At 41.0% G+C, this 16,049-nt stretch carries 14 protein-coding genes; all 14 read right to left on the reverse strand.

Annotated features, from left to right (window positions below):
• Positions 1-11: 11 nt before the first annotated feature.
• The 14 genes from PP182_RS11925 to PP182_RS11990 all read right to left on the reverse strand — a co-directional run bounded on the left by PP182_RS11925 (position 12) and on the right by PP182_RS11990 (position 16,044).
• Complete coding sequence (locus tag PP182_RS11925; RefSeq protein ID WP_272651479.1) at positions 12-347, reverse strand: hypothetical protein; 336 nt, start codon at positions 345-347, stop codon at positions 12-14.
• Positions 348-896: 549 nt separating this feature from the next.
• Positions 897-1,652: an SDR family NAD(P)-dependent oxidoreductase gene (locus tag PP182_RS11930; RefSeq protein ID WP_272651480.1), complete on the reverse strand. Its 756-nt coding sequence runs from the start codon at positions 1,650-1,652 to the stop codon at positions 897-899.
• A 242-nt stretch (positions 1,653-1,894) separates the two neighbouring features.
• Positions 1,895-3,229, reverse strand: coding sequence for a YfcC family protein (locus PP182_RS11935; protein ID WP_272651481.1), 1,335 nt, complete (start codon positions 3,227-3,229; stop codon positions 1,895-1,897).
• A gap of 39 nt (positions 3,230-3,268) precedes the next feature.
• A complete protein-coding gene (locus tag PP182_RS11940; RefSeq protein ID WP_272651482.1) occupies positions 3,269-4,006 on the reverse strand; it encodes a DUF6090 family protein in 738 nt (245 codons plus the stop codon).
• Positions 4,003-4,752 (reverse strand): DUF6090 family protein, encoded by a 750-nt coding sequence (locus PP182_RS11945; RefSeq protein ID WP_272651483.1) that lies wholly within the window; start codon positions 4,750-4,752, stop codon positions 4,003-4,005. Before PP182_RS11945 ends, PP182_RS11940 begins: the two co-directional genes overlap by 4 nt.
• A 40-nt stretch (positions 4,753-4,792) precedes the next feature.
• On the reverse strand, positions 4,793-5,539 hold the full coding sequence (locus PP182_RS11950) for a DUF6090 family protein (RefSeq protein ID WP_272651484.1): 747 nt from the start codon (positions 5,537-5,539) through the stop codon (positions 4,793-4,795).
• A 9-nt stretch (positions 5,540-5,548) separates the two neighbouring features.
• Positions 5,549-6,547, reverse strand: coding sequence for a metallophosphoesterase family protein (locus PP182_RS11955; protein ID WP_272651485.1), 999 nt, complete (start codon positions 6,545-6,547; stop codon positions 5,549-5,551).
• 23 nt (positions 6,548-6,570) lie between these two features.
• The gene (locus PP182_RS11960; protein ID WP_272651486.1) at positions 6,571-8,058 is read right to left on the reverse strand and encodes a M28 family peptidase; all 1,488 of its coding nucleotides are present in this window, start codon (positions 8,056-8,058) and stop codon (positions 6,571-6,573) included.
• Between the two features lie 47 nt (positions 8,059-8,105).
• Positions 8,106-9,605 carry a serine hydrolase gene (locus tag PP182_RS11965; RefSeq protein ID WP_272651487.1) on the reverse strand — a complete coding sequence of 500 codons (1,500 nt, stop codon included), beginning with the start codon at positions 9,603-9,605 and terminating at the stop codon, positions 8,106-8,108.
• Between the two features lie 17 nt (positions 9,606-9,622).
• Positions 9,623-11,311 carry an N-acyl-D-amino-acid deacylase family protein gene (locus tag PP182_RS11970; RefSeq protein ID WP_272651488.1) on the reverse strand — a complete coding sequence of 563 codons (1,689 nt, stop codon included), beginning with the start codon at positions 11,309-11,311 and terminating at the stop codon, positions 9,623-9,625.
• A 111-nt stretch (positions 11,312-11,422) separates the two neighbouring features.
• Positions 11,423-12,115 carry a peptidase E gene (locus PP182_RS11975; protein WP_272651489.1) on the reverse strand — a complete coding sequence of 231 codons (693 nt, stop codon included), beginning with the start codon at positions 12,113-12,115 and terminating at the stop codon, positions 11,423-11,425.
• A gap of 60 nt (positions 12,116-12,175) precedes the next feature.
• Positions 12,176-13,489, reverse strand: a complete 1,314-nt coding sequence (locus tag PP182_RS11980; protein WP_272651490.1) for a DEAD/DEAH box helicase — start codon at positions 13,487-13,489, stop codon at positions 12,176-12,178.
• Between the two features lie 88 nt (positions 13,490-13,577).
• Positions 13,578-15,143, reverse strand: a complete 1,566-nt coding sequence (locus tag PP182_RS11985; RefSeq protein ID WP_272651491.1) for an NAD(P)/FAD-dependent oxidoreductase — start codon at positions 15,141-15,143, stop codon at positions 13,578-13,580.
• 31 nt (positions 15,144-15,174) lie between these two features.
• The gene (locus tag PP182_RS11990; RefSeq protein WP_272651492.1) at positions 15,175-16,044 is read right to left on the reverse strand and encodes an AraC family transcriptional regulator; all 870 of its coding nucleotides are present in this window, start codon (positions 16,042-16,044) and stop codon (positions 15,175-15,177) included.
• Positions 16,045-16,049 lie beyond the last annotated feature (5 nt).

Raw genomic sequence — 16,049 nt, forward strand, 5'->3', positions numbered from 1 at the left:
ATCCATTTTTTTTAATAAATCAGATTGTCCAAAAGTTTATCCAAATAGCGTTCCGGAGCAGAGAATTTTTTATCCGAGTGGAAGACTTCATTGATTTCCTTTCTAAGATCGGCCAGCTCCATATGACTGAATTTAAGTCTGGCTACAGCTTTCTCAATTTTATTTAGGCTAGTGTCTTCATCATCTTTTTTAAATTCTTCAAAAATGGCTTCAAACGTTGTTTTGTTCGTTTTTGATTTAATCAGGTCAATCTCCTCTTTGGTTTGCAGGGAATCTGCTTGCGCAGATAGCAATAGCAAATAAACTTTAAGTTCTTCCTTTGACCATGGTTTATTGGATTTATTCATTGATTTTAGGTATCTGGTTATTCTATTCTAGTTAGCTCTAAACGCTGTAATCCATCAATAAGCAGCTGCACTATTTTTGATTTAATGCAATTCTTGGGGAAGTTTAATACTGTTATTGAACTCTTTAAATATACAATAAAACTTGATATGCAGTGGCTATTGCGGAGCGAAAAGACTTTTGGATATTTTGCCAACTGATACCTGTTTTTACCTAATTTTTATAAAGATTTTTTTCTTGGGTTGGAGATTTGAAGTGTTGTAAACCAAAGTATGTGTTAACCTATGATAGTGTTTTTTAGATTTTTGAATAATTAGTTCTGTATTTCCGTGCTTTAATGTTGTTATGGTGTAGTTTACCCCTTGTGGTAAGTTTTGATGTACCTGAAAACCAACAAATTAGTTTAGGTTGTTTTTCCTACATAAAAAATACCAACTAGGAACGCCAAAATATCGATTCGAAGGCCAAAGCAAAAATTAAAAATGCCCATAAAGCCTAAATGGCATTGAGGTATCCCTATTATGGGAACTTTCTTGGGTATGGGTGGCCACTTAACGTAAGTAACTGGCCCCGTTGACATCTATAATGGTTCCAGAACTGTATTCCGCCCCTTCTGAGGCCAGAAACAGGATGGCGTGCGCCACTTCCTGGGGTTGGGCCATGCGCTGAAAGGGGGATTCACGCAAGAGGTTTTCCCGTTCTTCAGGGGTCAATGCTTCTGTGGCCATGTCCGTATCCGTGAACCCGGGAGCTACAACACCCACATAAATATGGTGAGGCGCCAAACGTTTGGCCAAAGATTGGCTAAAGGAATTCAGGGCCGCCTTGCTGGCCCCATAAGCCGGCTGTACGGGCTCTCCCCGAAAGGCTCCTCTGGAGGATACGTTTACAATGCGTCCGCCACCCTGCTGCATCATAACTTTGGTGGCCCAATAACAGGTATTGGCCACGGCGATAAGGTTCGTGTTCAAAATGGTGTCCCAAGCTTGGGTCCATGTGTCAAAATCAACCTCGTCAATGGCATGGAATATCCCAATGCCCGCATTGTTCACTAGGATGTCCAGCCTACCATAATGGGCTATAAAATCATCTACAAGCTTTTTGGTATCCGCCTTTACAGAAACATCATATTGAAAAAGGCTATGGCCCTCACCGGATAATTCTTGCAGTGTTTTTTGGGCTTCAACCAGGTTGCTTTTAAAATTAAGTCCCACGTGAGCCCCTTTGGCAGCAAAGGCCAGGGCCGTGGCCTTTCCAATGCCCCGGGAAGCTCCTGTTATCAACACTTTTTTATTATGAAAATCCATAGTTTTCTCTTTAAATATACTGTTGGTGTTCGGTCGAACAACCTATGAAATTTATTGGTAACACACATCTTGGGATTCGCTCTGCACGACGCTTCCCGAATGGGGCGGCATTCCTAGTTAAATCCTAAATTGAAGATATCGAATAAATACATTACCGACAAGGTAACTTACCTATGGTACATTGAGAAAAAACCGAAACGAAAATTGAGAAAGTATTATAGTACCTGGGTTAAATATAACTTCTAATTATAACCTATATACACGGCGGCCACAATACTTATCCCTCCCAATGCTAGCATAAGTACCAAAGGTTTCCAAGCAAAACGGAACCATTTGTTGTAGGGAATGCCGCAAACGGCCAAAATGGCCATCAATGCCCCGTTAGTGGGTACAATCAAGTCCCCCATAATGGCTCCATATTGGTAGGCCAGCACACAAGTTTGTCTGGAAATTCCGATTAAATCCGAAAGTGGTACCAAAATGGGCATGGTCAGAATGGCCTGACCGGAATAACTGGGTATGGGAAAATGTAAAATAGCATGGGAGACCATCATCAATACTCCGGAGACGGAGGCGGATAGGTATTTTAATGGTCCAAAAAGTCCGTAAACAATGGAATCAATGATCATTCCTTCTTTTAAGACCATGGAAATACTGTTTGCCAAACCAATGATCATGGCTGCAAAAATCATTTCCTTAAATCCGTTTACATAGGCTTCCCCCGTACCGTTCACGCCCAATTTCCCTAAGAGTCCTGATATGATTCCCAGAACGAAAAAGGTGGCGGACATTTCCATAAAGCCCCAATCCAGCATTAATAAACCATAAAGTACTATTACAAAGGTTAGGCATAACAAGGTGAGAATGATTTTGGCGTTCAGGTCCATTTTTCCATGCGAGCCAGATGCCTCTATTTTATCCACTTTGTTGTTTTTGGCGTAACGTATCAGGTATAACACCCAAAGCAAGAATGCAATGCCCAGAACAATTAGTCTAAAACCGCTTCCGGATAACAAGGCTAACCCGGCTTCCTGCTGGGCAATGATTACCCCAAACGGGTTTGAAGGACTAAAGGAACTACCCAACACCGTAGATCCGTAGCTCATATAAATGGTGGTATAGGTGTTGAAACCCATACTTTTTCCAAAAATGAGCAAGACCGGCATCATGGCAATCACTTCCTCTTGCATGCCTATACTGACCCCTGCTGCAGTAAATAATAAGGAGACAATGACCAATGAAACCACCTCTTTTCCTTTTAAAATCTTAACCAGTTTATGAAGACCTTGTGAGAGCGCTCCCGTTTTCTCAATGACATAAAAACAACCGCCCAGCAATAAGATTAATACAACCACATCTGCCCTTCCCGCTACACCTTTGGGGATGGACAGCATAACCTCAAAGGCCGATAAATGGTTTCCTTCCGTTTCTTGGTATGAATCGTTGACCACAGTAGTGATCCCTGTTTGTTCATTTGTAATTCTTTGATAGCTGCCTTGCGGAATAATGTAGGTAAGCACCCATGCGAGCAGTACCGCACTGATAATGATGACAAAGGCATTGGGAAAGTTTTTCATTGAATTGGTGGTTTGTTGAATACGAGAATTATCGAGAAATTAATCTATGGTAGCCTCTTTTAAGATTTTCTGTATTAATGTTCTAGCTTGTGCATAGGCAACTTCAGACTCCTTGAGTACGTAGAGTTTGTCATCGATATAATTTTCAAATTGAATATTTTGAAGCAACGATGAATTGTTCATTTTTAGCTGCGAGGGCCCATATGGAAATGTTTTAGATTTGGTATCTATGTTCCTGAGCGAACCGTGTTCCCTAATATATTCGATCAAATTTATATTTGTTTTTTCGGTTTGATCCATCGTTTCTTGTAACTCCTTAAAAAATCGGGACCAATTGAACAATAGAATTTTAAGCTCCGGATTGTTCAATTTTGAGAGTCCGCCAGAGTTTTGAAGGTCGTTCAAAACAAATTCACTGGGCTTCCAAGAAGGACTTTCTATGACATGATGCAAAAGGCTGTCTATTGGGTCTGTTTCTTGTAGGTTATCTTCTTTAAACTTTCCAAAAATGGTTTCCGTAGCCAAAATGGTGCGATGTAAAATGGTATTTATGGAATCCAAGTCCCTTAAATTTTCTTGGAATTCAGTGTTTAGATTTTGCACAGTGATTTTTTCCCGATTATTCTCCAAACGTTCCTCATTCCAATTGTTTATTTGAAGGGCGATTAGTATGCCGATGACTACTAGGATTATTTCCCCAATGGCGTAGAGCAGATATTTGTTGAATTTGTTTTCAGAGAGAAGCTGTTTCCGGATTCGTCTAAAGAATTTGATCATTTGACTACAGATTTGGTTTCCTGAAGAATTTCTTCAATCAACATTTCGGTTTCATCCAATCTATCCATTATATTTTGATGCAGCCATAATGAATTATCCAACAAATTTTCAAATTCCACTTTCTGAAACAAAGGATAGTAGTCCGGTTTCACCTTGGATTTCCCAGACCATGGATAATGGGCATTACTGTCCATTTCCCTAAATGAAATATAAGGTAACAAAAAGGGCAAAAGATGTTCATTGTTCCAGGCATCCAATTTGTCAAAACGGGTTTGCCTGATTTCAGATAGGGAATTCCAGTGGTATAAAAGTGAGGTAATGGAATCGTTTTCAAAAAGGTTAAGACGTCCGTTTTGCACGATACTGTTTACTGAATTGTTGGCAAATGCCAGTTCGTTAGAGGGGAAGGATTCAAAAAATAGGCTGTCTAAATTTTTGTTTGCGAGCTCTTCTTTTGTGGTACCTATCAAACTAATCAATTTACTGGACGATCTTATGGCCCTTTGCTCTTCAAGCCTAAAATCCTCTACCAGCTTTTTATTGGTTTTGAACTCTACATGTAGTTTAGAAAGTAAAGCTTTTTTTTCGATATTGTTGATTCGGTCCTGGTTCCAATTATTGATCTGCAAGGCAATCAAAATTCCGATGACCACGAGTACAATCTCGCCAATGGCATATCTAAAATATTTGGAGGTTTTGTTTTCCATGATGAGATTCTGCCGAATTTTTCTAAAGAATTTTATCATTGGCTAGCGGATTCATTGATGATATATTCTACAATTAATATTAATTGGAATTTTCATTTTTTAAATAGTCTTCTATTTTTTGATATAAAAGTGAAGCGTCTTTTTTAGAATACTCAAGCCTATTTAAAATCGAATAGGCATAAGTTAATTCTTGATTTATGAGGGGGTAAAATTCATCTTTACGCATCATTTTTAAGAGCTTAGGAATTTCATCCGTATTTATAGAATCAGTGGCTTTGGGGTTAAAAACTCTATAAGAATTTATAAAATGTGGGTAGCCACTTTGTAAATCTGAAACGTAGTTTGATAGAAAACCTAAATTTAAGTAATATTCAACTATCTGCTCACGGATTTCTTGGTCAGAGATCAAACTAATATTACCTGTACTTGACAACTCATTGTAGGTTCTATTATTCGGGGTAAGCTTACCAATACCAAAAATACCGCCATATGCAATGTCATTAATAAATGTTAAAGTATCATTTGGTATTACACCATTCAGATAATATTTTTTTGCCTTTTTTAGACCTGCTATTTTTTTTCCACTTTTACTAAACCAGCTCTTTTGGAAGTATAAAGAATCGGATAGTATATCCTCCATTATGTTTTTAAGGTAATTCACTTCTTCTTTTTTGCTTTTCAGTGATTCATTCAAATTGTTGATTTGAAGTGCAATTAATATCCCAATGACTACCAGGATTATTTCCCCAATGGCGTAGAGCAGATATTTGCTGAATTTGTTTTCAGAGAGCAGCTGCTGGCGGATTTTTCGAAAAAATTTTATCATGTTTTACACTTAATGTATCAATGAACCACTTGAGGGCAGTTTCCCTTTTTTGTCCAAAATACCGTCCATTTTTAAGTGGGTGATGATTGGTTTTTTGGCCATTCTCACTAGGGAAATATGATCAAAGGCCATAGAATCTTGGGCAGACTGACCACCACCCGTAGTTCCCAAAATAATGTAATCCCGGTTGTTCCTTATCCTATGGGAAAAGGAGTGGATATGGCCATTGATTACGGTGTAGGGTCTATCGGCCAAAAGGTTTTCCAAGGGATTCAAGCCCTTTTCATCTTCCCGTTGCCAAAGCGGTTTATGCATGAGCACAAAAGTCCATGTAACATCAGGATTTTCTTCTAGAACCTTCTTAAAATATTCAAATTGTTCCAAACTCATACCACCTATTTGACGCTCCGGCATGTTATAATATTCCGTCTCCTCATACACGCCTTCTATTTCCCCGGCGATAACTTTTAGGGCTTTCGCACGAGCCTCATAGATTTCCACTATGCGTTGTTCCTCGTAATCCTCAGAATCCATCATAAGAAAGAGTACATTATCGTACAGAAAATGATAGTATCTCGGGCCAAAACGTTGCTTCCAAATGCTACGCATCGTGGGGTTGGTAAGGTCATGGTTACCACCCAGATGGAAGAAGGGCATTTTTAATTTTGACGTCCTGTTTTCAAAGGAATCCCATTCTTTGGCCAATTGCAGTGTATCCTCTGTTCCGCCATCTATAAGATCCCCAACACTCAGGACAAAAGTAGGGTCCAGGGCATTTAATTGTTCTACGGCAGCACGGTACACCCCATCACGTTCACCTCCGTTTAAATCCGAAATGATGGCAAAGGTAAAGTCATCTTCCGTGGGCTCAAAAATAGTACTGGTCCATGGAGTAGGTCCTTCGACAATGGTGTGCTCAAAAATGGATTTCTCTGTTTTTAAATTGTGCTTCTTGCAACTGGAAAGTATAAGGAGTATAACAATCGTCCGAATCAGATAGCTTTTCATAAAAATGCGATTGTGGTAAGTATTTAGTTTTTTAAAGGGGCCTCAGGAACTTTACCATAAAGTACATTGGCCGCGGGTTCGTATTTATCCCCTTTTATCCAATATGGACGTTCCGGGTCATTGGCGATTGATCTACCCGAAAGAATATATCCTTGGTAAAACCTTACTAAATAGTCATAATCCAAGCTATCCGCCTCATCTGCGGCTTGATGGTAGTATTTATTAATTTCATCGTCAAAGGCATCAAACCCGGTGGAGTAGGTGGGTGCCGGAATACCAACCTTGGCAAAGCTAACATTGTCACTCCGGTCAAAAAGACCTTCTTCCGGTGCCACTTCGTCAATATCCAAAGCTTTTAGGCCAAAGGTTTTCGCTCCATTGATCATTTTATCTTTGGCCGTGGTACGGTTTAGTCCCGCAATGGTGGCCAAACTGGTATTATTATAGCCTCCACCGTCGGTATTGAAACAGTAAATCATTTGGTCAAGGGGCAAAACTGGATATTGAACGTAATACTGGCTTCCCAATAGTCCCATTTCTTCACCTGTAAATAGTATAAATAAAGCAGAACGTTTGGTCGGATACTTTGCCAAGTTTTTTGCCATTGACAGAACTGCAGTAGTACCTATGGCATTATCACGCGCCCCGTTATAGATAGAATCTCCTTGTGCATCAGGTCGGCCAATTCCTACATGGTCATAATGTGCGGAGTAGATGATGTATTCATCTTTTAATTTGGAATCGGTTCCCTCCAGCACTCCAACAACATTTTGACTTTTCAAGGTTTCTTGTTGTATTCCGGTACTTTTGATGTTGATTTTTAAAGGTTTGTCTCCTATTTTATCCAACTCGGTTGCGGTCGTTTGCACCCACAAATGGAGCGTTAAATCCTCTTCTTTACCTTTGGAGAGGCTTACACGTTCCTCGAAGGCGTGCTTAAAACGTGGCCAGATACTTTCCTCAAATGAACCTATTTCCACTAAACCTTTTGCACCATTTTTTATGGCCAGCTCCCTTTTTTGCGCCCTACTTCTGAGTGCAGGTCGTAGTTCCGAAGCTTCTGGCGTTCCCGCTTTTACGATTATTATTTTACCGGTAATATTCTTGCCTTTATAGTCCGACTCCAAGCCATAATTAAGGTAAATAGCGTTTTCTTCACTATCTATTTCCCCGATATCGAATGCAACCACTTCAGGAAAAGGAATACCATTAAGGGACAAACTTATTTCTTCATTCAAGAAGGACCGAAACAGTTCTACTTGTTGATAATAATCCCCGGTTTTTGGATTGGGTTTTACCCCGTAACTGCGTAACGTATTGGCCAAATAGGAGGCCGCTATTTTTAATTCGGGAGAGCCTGTAGCCCGTCCTTTTAGGACATCATCGGCCAAAAAATAGATATGACCTTCAATTTCATTTTTATCGACGGTTTGTTCGGCAACTTCAGTATCTGTTTGGGCAAACAATACACTTGAAAAAACAAATGCAAAGAGTAAGGTATAGTTTTTCATTTTAGTGTTCAATTAGTTTGGTTTACTTATTCTATTCAATAGGTTGTTTATTCCTTTTTTATAAATTCCGCTCCCATAATTTTGAAATCGTTAACGGCACCACCCTCGTTTAAATTGAAAGTGATTTTTAATTCTTCATAAAAACGGGGGTCTTTGTTGGTGTTAAATGTGTTGTAATGCCAATGTTCTGTGGTATAGGTTATAAAGTCATTAAAATTGACCTGTAATTTGCCTTTCTTTAAGGCCACCTGGGCATTGCCCAGCATTGCATTGGAATATGTGCCCTCATAATCGGTTAGGGCTAAGCTAGGACTTGTATTTTTAGCCCGTTCCGAATCCTCTTGTTTGGCCTTTTCAATGCCTTCTTTTTTAAAACCTTCATACAAATTGAAAACCTCTTTATGCCAATCCCGACTGTCATCTTCAAAGGCATAGAGGTCCATGGCCTTGTATAAAATGGCATGTCGCAATTCGGCATGATCTAAATTGGCAAAAACATAAACTGCAACATCCTTATCGTGCATGATTCCGGCAATCGCGACTAGTCCAAATAGACTCCCGGTATGAAAATCCAACTTGTGGCCTTTATAGTCTTGTTGAAACCATCCCAGCCCATAGGTATTCCAATTTGATTTGGTAAGGGCATTAGTAGGATAGATTCCTGTGGCACCTAAAAAGGAATGGGGCTCGAATAATTTTTTGAAGGTTTTAGGTTGTACCAAAGTGTCTTGTTTATAAACACCGTCATTTACCAAGAATGTGAGATAATTGGAGATATCATGAGCGGTAGAACATATCATCCCAGCCGGACCAATTTGGTCCGAGAATCCGTAATCTACCTCTACCATGCCGTCCTCATCATCGTTTAAGTATGGGGTTACGTAGTTGCCAGCTTTAAAGATATCCGCGGCGATGGCCTGTGTACGGTTCATCTCCAAAGGTTTAAAAATACGTTCCTGTACAAATTTGTACCATGGTTTTCCGCTGGCCGCTGCAATGACCTCTCCCGCTACTGCGTACATAATATTCTGATAGGTAAATCCACCGCGCAATGGATATGTCTTATTCGCAAACTGAAACCTGTGAATCGTTTCTTTAGTGGAAAGACTGTCCAAAATCCATAAGTTATCTGCATTCCCAACGCCCAAATTATGGGTTAATAGATCCTTCACCCGGGCATCTGCCGTGGTATAGGAATCCGATAATTTAAAGTACGGGACATAGTCCGTTACTTTATCATTCCAATCCAGTTTACCATCATCGACCAACATACCCATGGCAATAGCTACAATTGCTTTGGTCGTGGAAGCCATATTAAAAAGGGTATTTTCGTCGACCGGTTCTTCAGTTTCCAAATTTTTTACCCCATAAGTTTCTTGAAATACGACATTACCATCTTTTACCACAATGGCGGCCAATCCCGGAACTTTCCAATCTTTCATCCCCTCAACGATCATGGCATCCAATTTTTTGTCGTTGCCTTTTTGTTGGGAAAAGGCTATTTGGGAAAAGCACCCGATTAAGAAGAATAGTACTAGTTTTTTCATTTGGTTGGTTTTTGAATTTAGTTATTGCCTTTCCATCCCGGTCCACGTACCACCCGGCCGGGGGTAGCCCCTGTATGTTCACCATTTTTCAATACCTGATCGCCATTTACAAAAACATGTACCATGCCTTCAGCAAATTGGTGGGGTTCATCAAATGTAGCTTTGTCGATAATGGTGTTGGCATCAAAAATGGCCAAGTCTGCATAATTGCCTGTGGCCAAAGCACCTCGTTTTTTAATCTTTAAATTGGAGGCAGGTAATCCGCTCAATTTATAAACCGCTTCTTCTAAAGGAATCACTTTCTCATCACGCACGTATTTGCCTAAAAGTCGGGCTACATTTCCGTAAGCCCTAGGATGGGGACTGGAATTGGTAAAAGGTTTTACCGGTGCCAAGGAACCTGCATCAGAGCCAAAACTCATGTAGGGCAACGCTATCTGCTTTTTTACATTTTCTTCAGACATTAAAAAATAAACCGTCCCAACACGACTACTATCTTGAACCACAAGGTCAATTGCCGTTTCTTCAGGACTCGTTCCACGTATACGGGCGACTTCCCCTAGGGTTTTACCGGTAAGGTGGCGCAGGCTATCATTTCTAAAATCATTTAAAATAAGTTTTTCTGGACTACCGGCAGCAAAATAAAGGTTCTCCCAACCATCCCCTTTAGCTTTCATTTCTTCGATTACTTTTTTACGGATGGCCGGGTCTTGTAATCGTTCGGCCCATTTCCCATAACCACCTTCCTGTACCCATGGAGGCATAGAAGCATCTAAACCTGTGGCTCCTGCCGTGTAATTATACATATCTGTTGTAATCTGAAGGCCAGCTGCTCTAGCGGAATCAATTTTGGCAATGGCAGATTCCCATTTTCCCCAATTGTCTTTTCCGCCAGCTTTTAAATGATAGATTTCCGCAGGAATATTTGCTTCTTTTGCAATTCGTATCAATTCATCAATTGCTTCCAACCAATAGTCGCCCTCACTTCGCATATGGGAAATGTACATGCCATCATGGGCCGATGCGACCTTGCACAATTCAATCAGTTCTTCGGTATCCGCATAAAAGGCAGGGGCATAAATCAATGAAGAACCGATACCCATAGCTCCCTCTTCCATGGCTGTTTTGGCCAAGGCTTTCATATTTTCCAATTCAGCAGGGGTGGGAGGTCGGTTCGCTTCCCCTAGTTCATGAACACGTAAAGTGGTAGCGCCTACGAAGGAAGCTACATTGGGAGCAATGCCTCGTTTTTCTAAAAATTCTAAATATTCGCCAAGCGTTGTCCATTCAATACGATATTTGACATCTTTTTGGCTACTTTGCTCTAGTTGGCGCATTTCATCGTTTAACGGACCCATAGACCAACCTTCACCCATAACTTCTAATGTGACTCCTTGACGAATATCACTTTCTGATTTTCCGTCAACAATAAGGGATTCAGTAGCCCAACTAAGCATGTTTATAAAGCCAGGGGCAACTGTTAGTCCAGTAGCGTCAATTTCTTGGCGACCTTTTGCGTTTTCCAAGTTTCCAACAGCAGCAATAGTATCAGCATTGATACCGATATCGCCCGTAAATATGGGCTGACCGGTACCATCTGCGATTTGACCATTTTTAATGAGCATATCGAAGGTTTCTTGATTGGAGCATCCAATCATGCAGAAAAACAATATTACATAGGGAAGAAGGTTTGAAAGGATTTTCACAGTCGATTGGTTTGGTTTCGCTGTAAGGTAGTAAATAAATTGATTTTCAATCCATTAATACATCCAATTAAAATTTAACCGGCTATGATAAAATAGTCAAGCAAATCAATGTTAACAGATCACCTTGGATTCCAATCGATCTTCTTTGATGGTTCCATTTTGTACATACACATAATAGGAATGATTTTCTTCATTTGAGGAAACCGAGGTATGTACTTTCTCGTCGATAAAATGGATGGCAGAACGGTCGTCACACGCATAGCCATCCGTCAATTTTCCGGAAAGTATATTGTTATGGTATAAGGGACGCCGGGAAGTTTCCGAATTATAATGCGGACAATGGCTTTTGTCAATGAAAGACATCCCTTTAACTATGCTAAGTTCCTTAGGTCTCGAATCCGTAGTACCGGCGTTGAACCAACAGAGCGAGCCCGCACTGCCACCACCCATGACCACTCCATTATCATAGGCCTTTTTGAGCGCTATGTCTATACCTTGGGCCTTCCAAATGGCCAACATATTCAGCGTGTTACCACCGCCCACTATAATGGCATCCATTCGGGAAATAATTTCTTCAAAAGTTTCCTTTTGTTCATATGAATTGATCCAAACCTTAAGTACATGTGGTGTAACCGTTAATTGGGAGCAGACTTCATGAAACGAAGCAATATACTGCTCATCATCTCCACTAGCCGTGGGGATAAAACATAGGTTGGGTAATTCTTTCCCTGTAGCTTTTGCTACATAGTTTAAAAACGGAACGGTATGCCGTCCACTTCCATAAATGAATAACTGTCTTGGCATTATTTCACTTTATATGCCAAATATACTTACTTCAGTGAGATGATGGGTCTTAGTAAATGACTAGGAATTGGAACTTCTACTGCCTTTTGGTTTACTTCCTCGAAACTTCGAAGTGCCGGAGCTATTCCTGTTTTTATTTCTGTTTTTGTTCCGGTTCCGATTTTTGTTTCTATTGGAATTGGAAGAATTGTTTGGCTTCGGCCTATTTTGTGTTTCCGCCACATTACTTTCGGAATCATCGCTTACGAATTGATGTTCGGGCATTCGAGGAACAGATTGCTTTATCAGCTTTTCAATGTCTCGGAGGTAGGGTCTTTCGTCCTTATCGCAGAACGACAATGCGATACCGCTGGCATTTGCCCTTCCTGTCCTACCAATTCTATGCACATAGGTTTCGGATACGTTGGGAAGGTCGTAATTTACAACCAAGGAAAGTTCGTCCACATCAATGCCCCGGGCCGCGATATCGGTAGCTATCAAAACCCTTAGCTTACCATCTTTAAAATCACCCAAAGCCTTTTGTCTGGCGGTTTGCGACTTATTACCGTGGATGGCGGCAGATTTAATCCCAGCTTGGGCTAATTTCTTTACTATTTTGTTGGCACCGTGTTTTGTTCTAGAAAACACCAGGACCGAGTCCTTGGGTCGTTCGTTCAGTAAATGCACCAAAAGCTTGGGTTTGTTCTGCTTGCTTACAAAGTAAACACCTTGTTCCACTTTTTCCGCCGTGGCCTGCTCCGGTTTAATGGTCACGCGTTCAAAATCACCTAACATAGATTTGGACAGCTGAACGATGGCTTGTGGCATGGTTGCTGAAAAGAAAAGCGATTGCCTTTTGGCAGGTAGTTTAGCTATAATCTTCTTCACATCATGAATAAAGCCCATATCTAGCATTTGGTCGGCTTCGTCGAGCACAACAAATTCAAGGTCCCTGAAAGAAATATAACCTTGGCTCATAAGATCCAAAAGTCTCCCCGGGGTGGCAATTAGGATATCCATACCACTTTTAAGAGCATTCACTTGTTTACCTTGCTTAACACCTCCAAAAATCACCGTATTTCGTAATCCGGTATATTTTCCATAGGCCGTCATGCTTTCTCCAATTTGAATGGCCAGTTCCCGTGTGGGTGTTACGATCAAGGCTTTTACTTTTCTTGATTTCTGATTAAGGCTAATACTCTCGTATAAATGGTGAAGGATGGGAATTCCAAAAGCTGCGGTCTTTCCGGTACCGGTTTGGGCTACACCTAATAAATCTTTTTTATTTAATAATATGGGTATTGCTTGTTGTTGTATTGGGGTAGGGTGGGTATATCCTTCGGCTTCTACGGCCTTTAGAATGGGTTCGGCTAAGCCGAGTTCTTTAAATGTCATAATTTTTTATAAGCCGCAAAGGTATGCTTATTTGTTTTAGCATGTTACCGGTGTTACCCGCAATGGCACAATTTATCTTAACCTGCACTTAAATTCCTGCAGCAGCTGCCTCCGCACATCGTTCCCCATCCATAGCGGCCGAAACAATACCACCGGCATAACCGCCACCTTCTCCACAAGGGAACAATCCTCTTATTTCAATGTGTTCCAAATTTTTATTTCGTGGGATGGTCACGGGGGAGGAAGTTCTGGATTCCACACCCACGATATTTGCCTCAGCGGTATAATAGCCATGCATTTTTTTACCAAAGACCTTGAATCCAGCACGCAAGCGACTGCCGATGAGTTTTGGAAGTAAGGAATGCAAGGGTGCCGATTTCAGCCCAGGTTGATAAGAAGTGGGGTTTAAATCATTTGATATGCGACCTTCAACAAAGTCTGTTAATCGCTGTGCCGGAGCTGTTTGCGACCTTCCTCCTGAAGTAAAAGCTAAGCGTTCCAAATCTTTTTGATATTCAAGTCCTTTTAATGCCTCAAAGCGCTCATACTTGGGAATGTCCTGATTCACATTAATTTCAACAACAATACCGGAATTGGCAAATTGATTGTTACGTTTAGAGGGCGACATACCGTTCACCACTACCTCACCCGGGGCGGTTGCAGCCGGTACTATGAAGCCACCGGGACACATACAGAATGAATACACGCCTCGACCTTTAACCTGTTCCACCAAACTATAGGAGGCAGCGGGAAGCAACTCATTTCTTTGACCGGAACAGTGGTATTGGATATTGTCGATAATTTCTTGGGGGTGTTCTACCCGAACGCCCATCGCGAAGCTTTTCGCCTCCAAGGTAATTTTCTTTTTGTGAAGCAGTTCAAAAATGTCGCGAGCGGAATGCCCGGTGGCTAAAACAACCCGTGTTACCGGAACTTCATTCTGATTTTGCAGAATAACGGAAACTATTCGATTATTCTTAATAATGAAGTCGGTCACCCTAGTATTGAAATGTACTTCACCACCATATTTCAGGATAGTTTCCCGCATGTTTTGTACAATTTTGGGCAATTTGTTCGTACCGATATGCGGATGGGCATCAATGAGTATATCCTCTTTCGCACCGTGATGGACAAGGCTTTCAAAAATACGTCTCACGTCGCCCCGTTTTAAGCTACGGGTGTAGAGCTTACCGTCCGAGTAGGTGCCCGCACCCCCTTCACCAAAGCAGTAATTCGAATCTTCGCCTACTACATGGTCCTGATTAATGGCCTTGAGGTCACGTCTGCGATCCTGTACATTTTTACCGCGTTCAAAAACAATAGGCTTATAACCAAGTTCCAGACAGCGAAGTGCCGCCCACATTCCTGCGGGACCAAATCCTATGATATGAATAGGTTTGGCTTTGGAAACATCTCGATAGTCAAATTTATATTCGGTTTTATCCAAGGCTTCGCCCTTCTTATAAACCGCTAATTTATAATTAAAGTAAATGGTGGGTTTACGCGCATCGATGGATTTTCGAAGTATTTTAAAGTTGAATTCGGTAACGGACAACCCCAAACGATGGGCTATTTTCAGCTGTAGTACGCCTTTTTCTTCTTTGACTTCCTCAACCTCCTTTAAGCTAACCCGCAATTGCATGTTTCTGACCATACAGGCAAAATTACTCGAAATAAAATGATAGTTAGCGTGGACCGAACTCCTTTTTGTAGGCAGTGGGCGTTCTGCGGGTATTCGCCTTAAATTGCTTGTTGAAATTGGATAAGGTTTGGAAACCACTTTCGTAACAGGCCTGTGAAGCATTCATATTATGGTCTAGTAAAAGCTTACAGGCATGGCCGATCCGAATTTCACTGACAAATTCGGAAAAAGTTTTGTTGGCATGGACCTTAAAGTACCTACTGAAGGAGGTTGGGGTCATATTGGTCAATTCGGCCAACTCCTCTAAGGCTATTTTTCTCTGGAAGTGTTTCATGACATAGTCATACACCTTGTTCATACGCTCTGTATCCCCTTGTTTAAGTGAGTTTATATATCCTGGGCTTGCCAATACCTCCATTTCTTTAGTCTCGCTCAAGAGGTTTAATATTCTTAAGAGCTCCAAAACGCGTTCCAATCCTTCCAATTGAAGCAAATTCTGCATTAATGTTTTGATTTCCTGGGATGTGTCTCCATTAATAAGTAACCCCCTAAGGCTTTTGTGAAAAAGTTGGTTCAGCTTAAGTCCCTCTTCTTTGTGCAAAAGGTGTTCCCCTAAAAAATTTCCATTGAAATACACAACTATCCCTTCAGAATAGGCTTTATGGCTAGGTAATTGGTTGTCAAAGTCACTTTTCCATAAATGGGGCAGATTAGGCCCTGTAAAGGTTATTTCTCCTTCCTTGTAGGGCCGAATACTATCACCAATAAACTGTGTGCCCCTTCCCTTTAGGACCAGAAATAACTGATATTCTTGATGAAAATGCCAATTAGGGTCGAACAGCGGTTGTTTCAACGCTTTGGCGACCAAGGCATGGGATTCGGGAATTGGTGATTTTTCTAACGCTAATTTCATACTTC

Source organism: Maribacter sp. PR1 (genome assembly GCF_028464145.1).
Lineage (GTDB): Bacteria > Bacteroidota > Bacteroidia > Flavobacteriales > Flavobacteriaceae > Maribacter.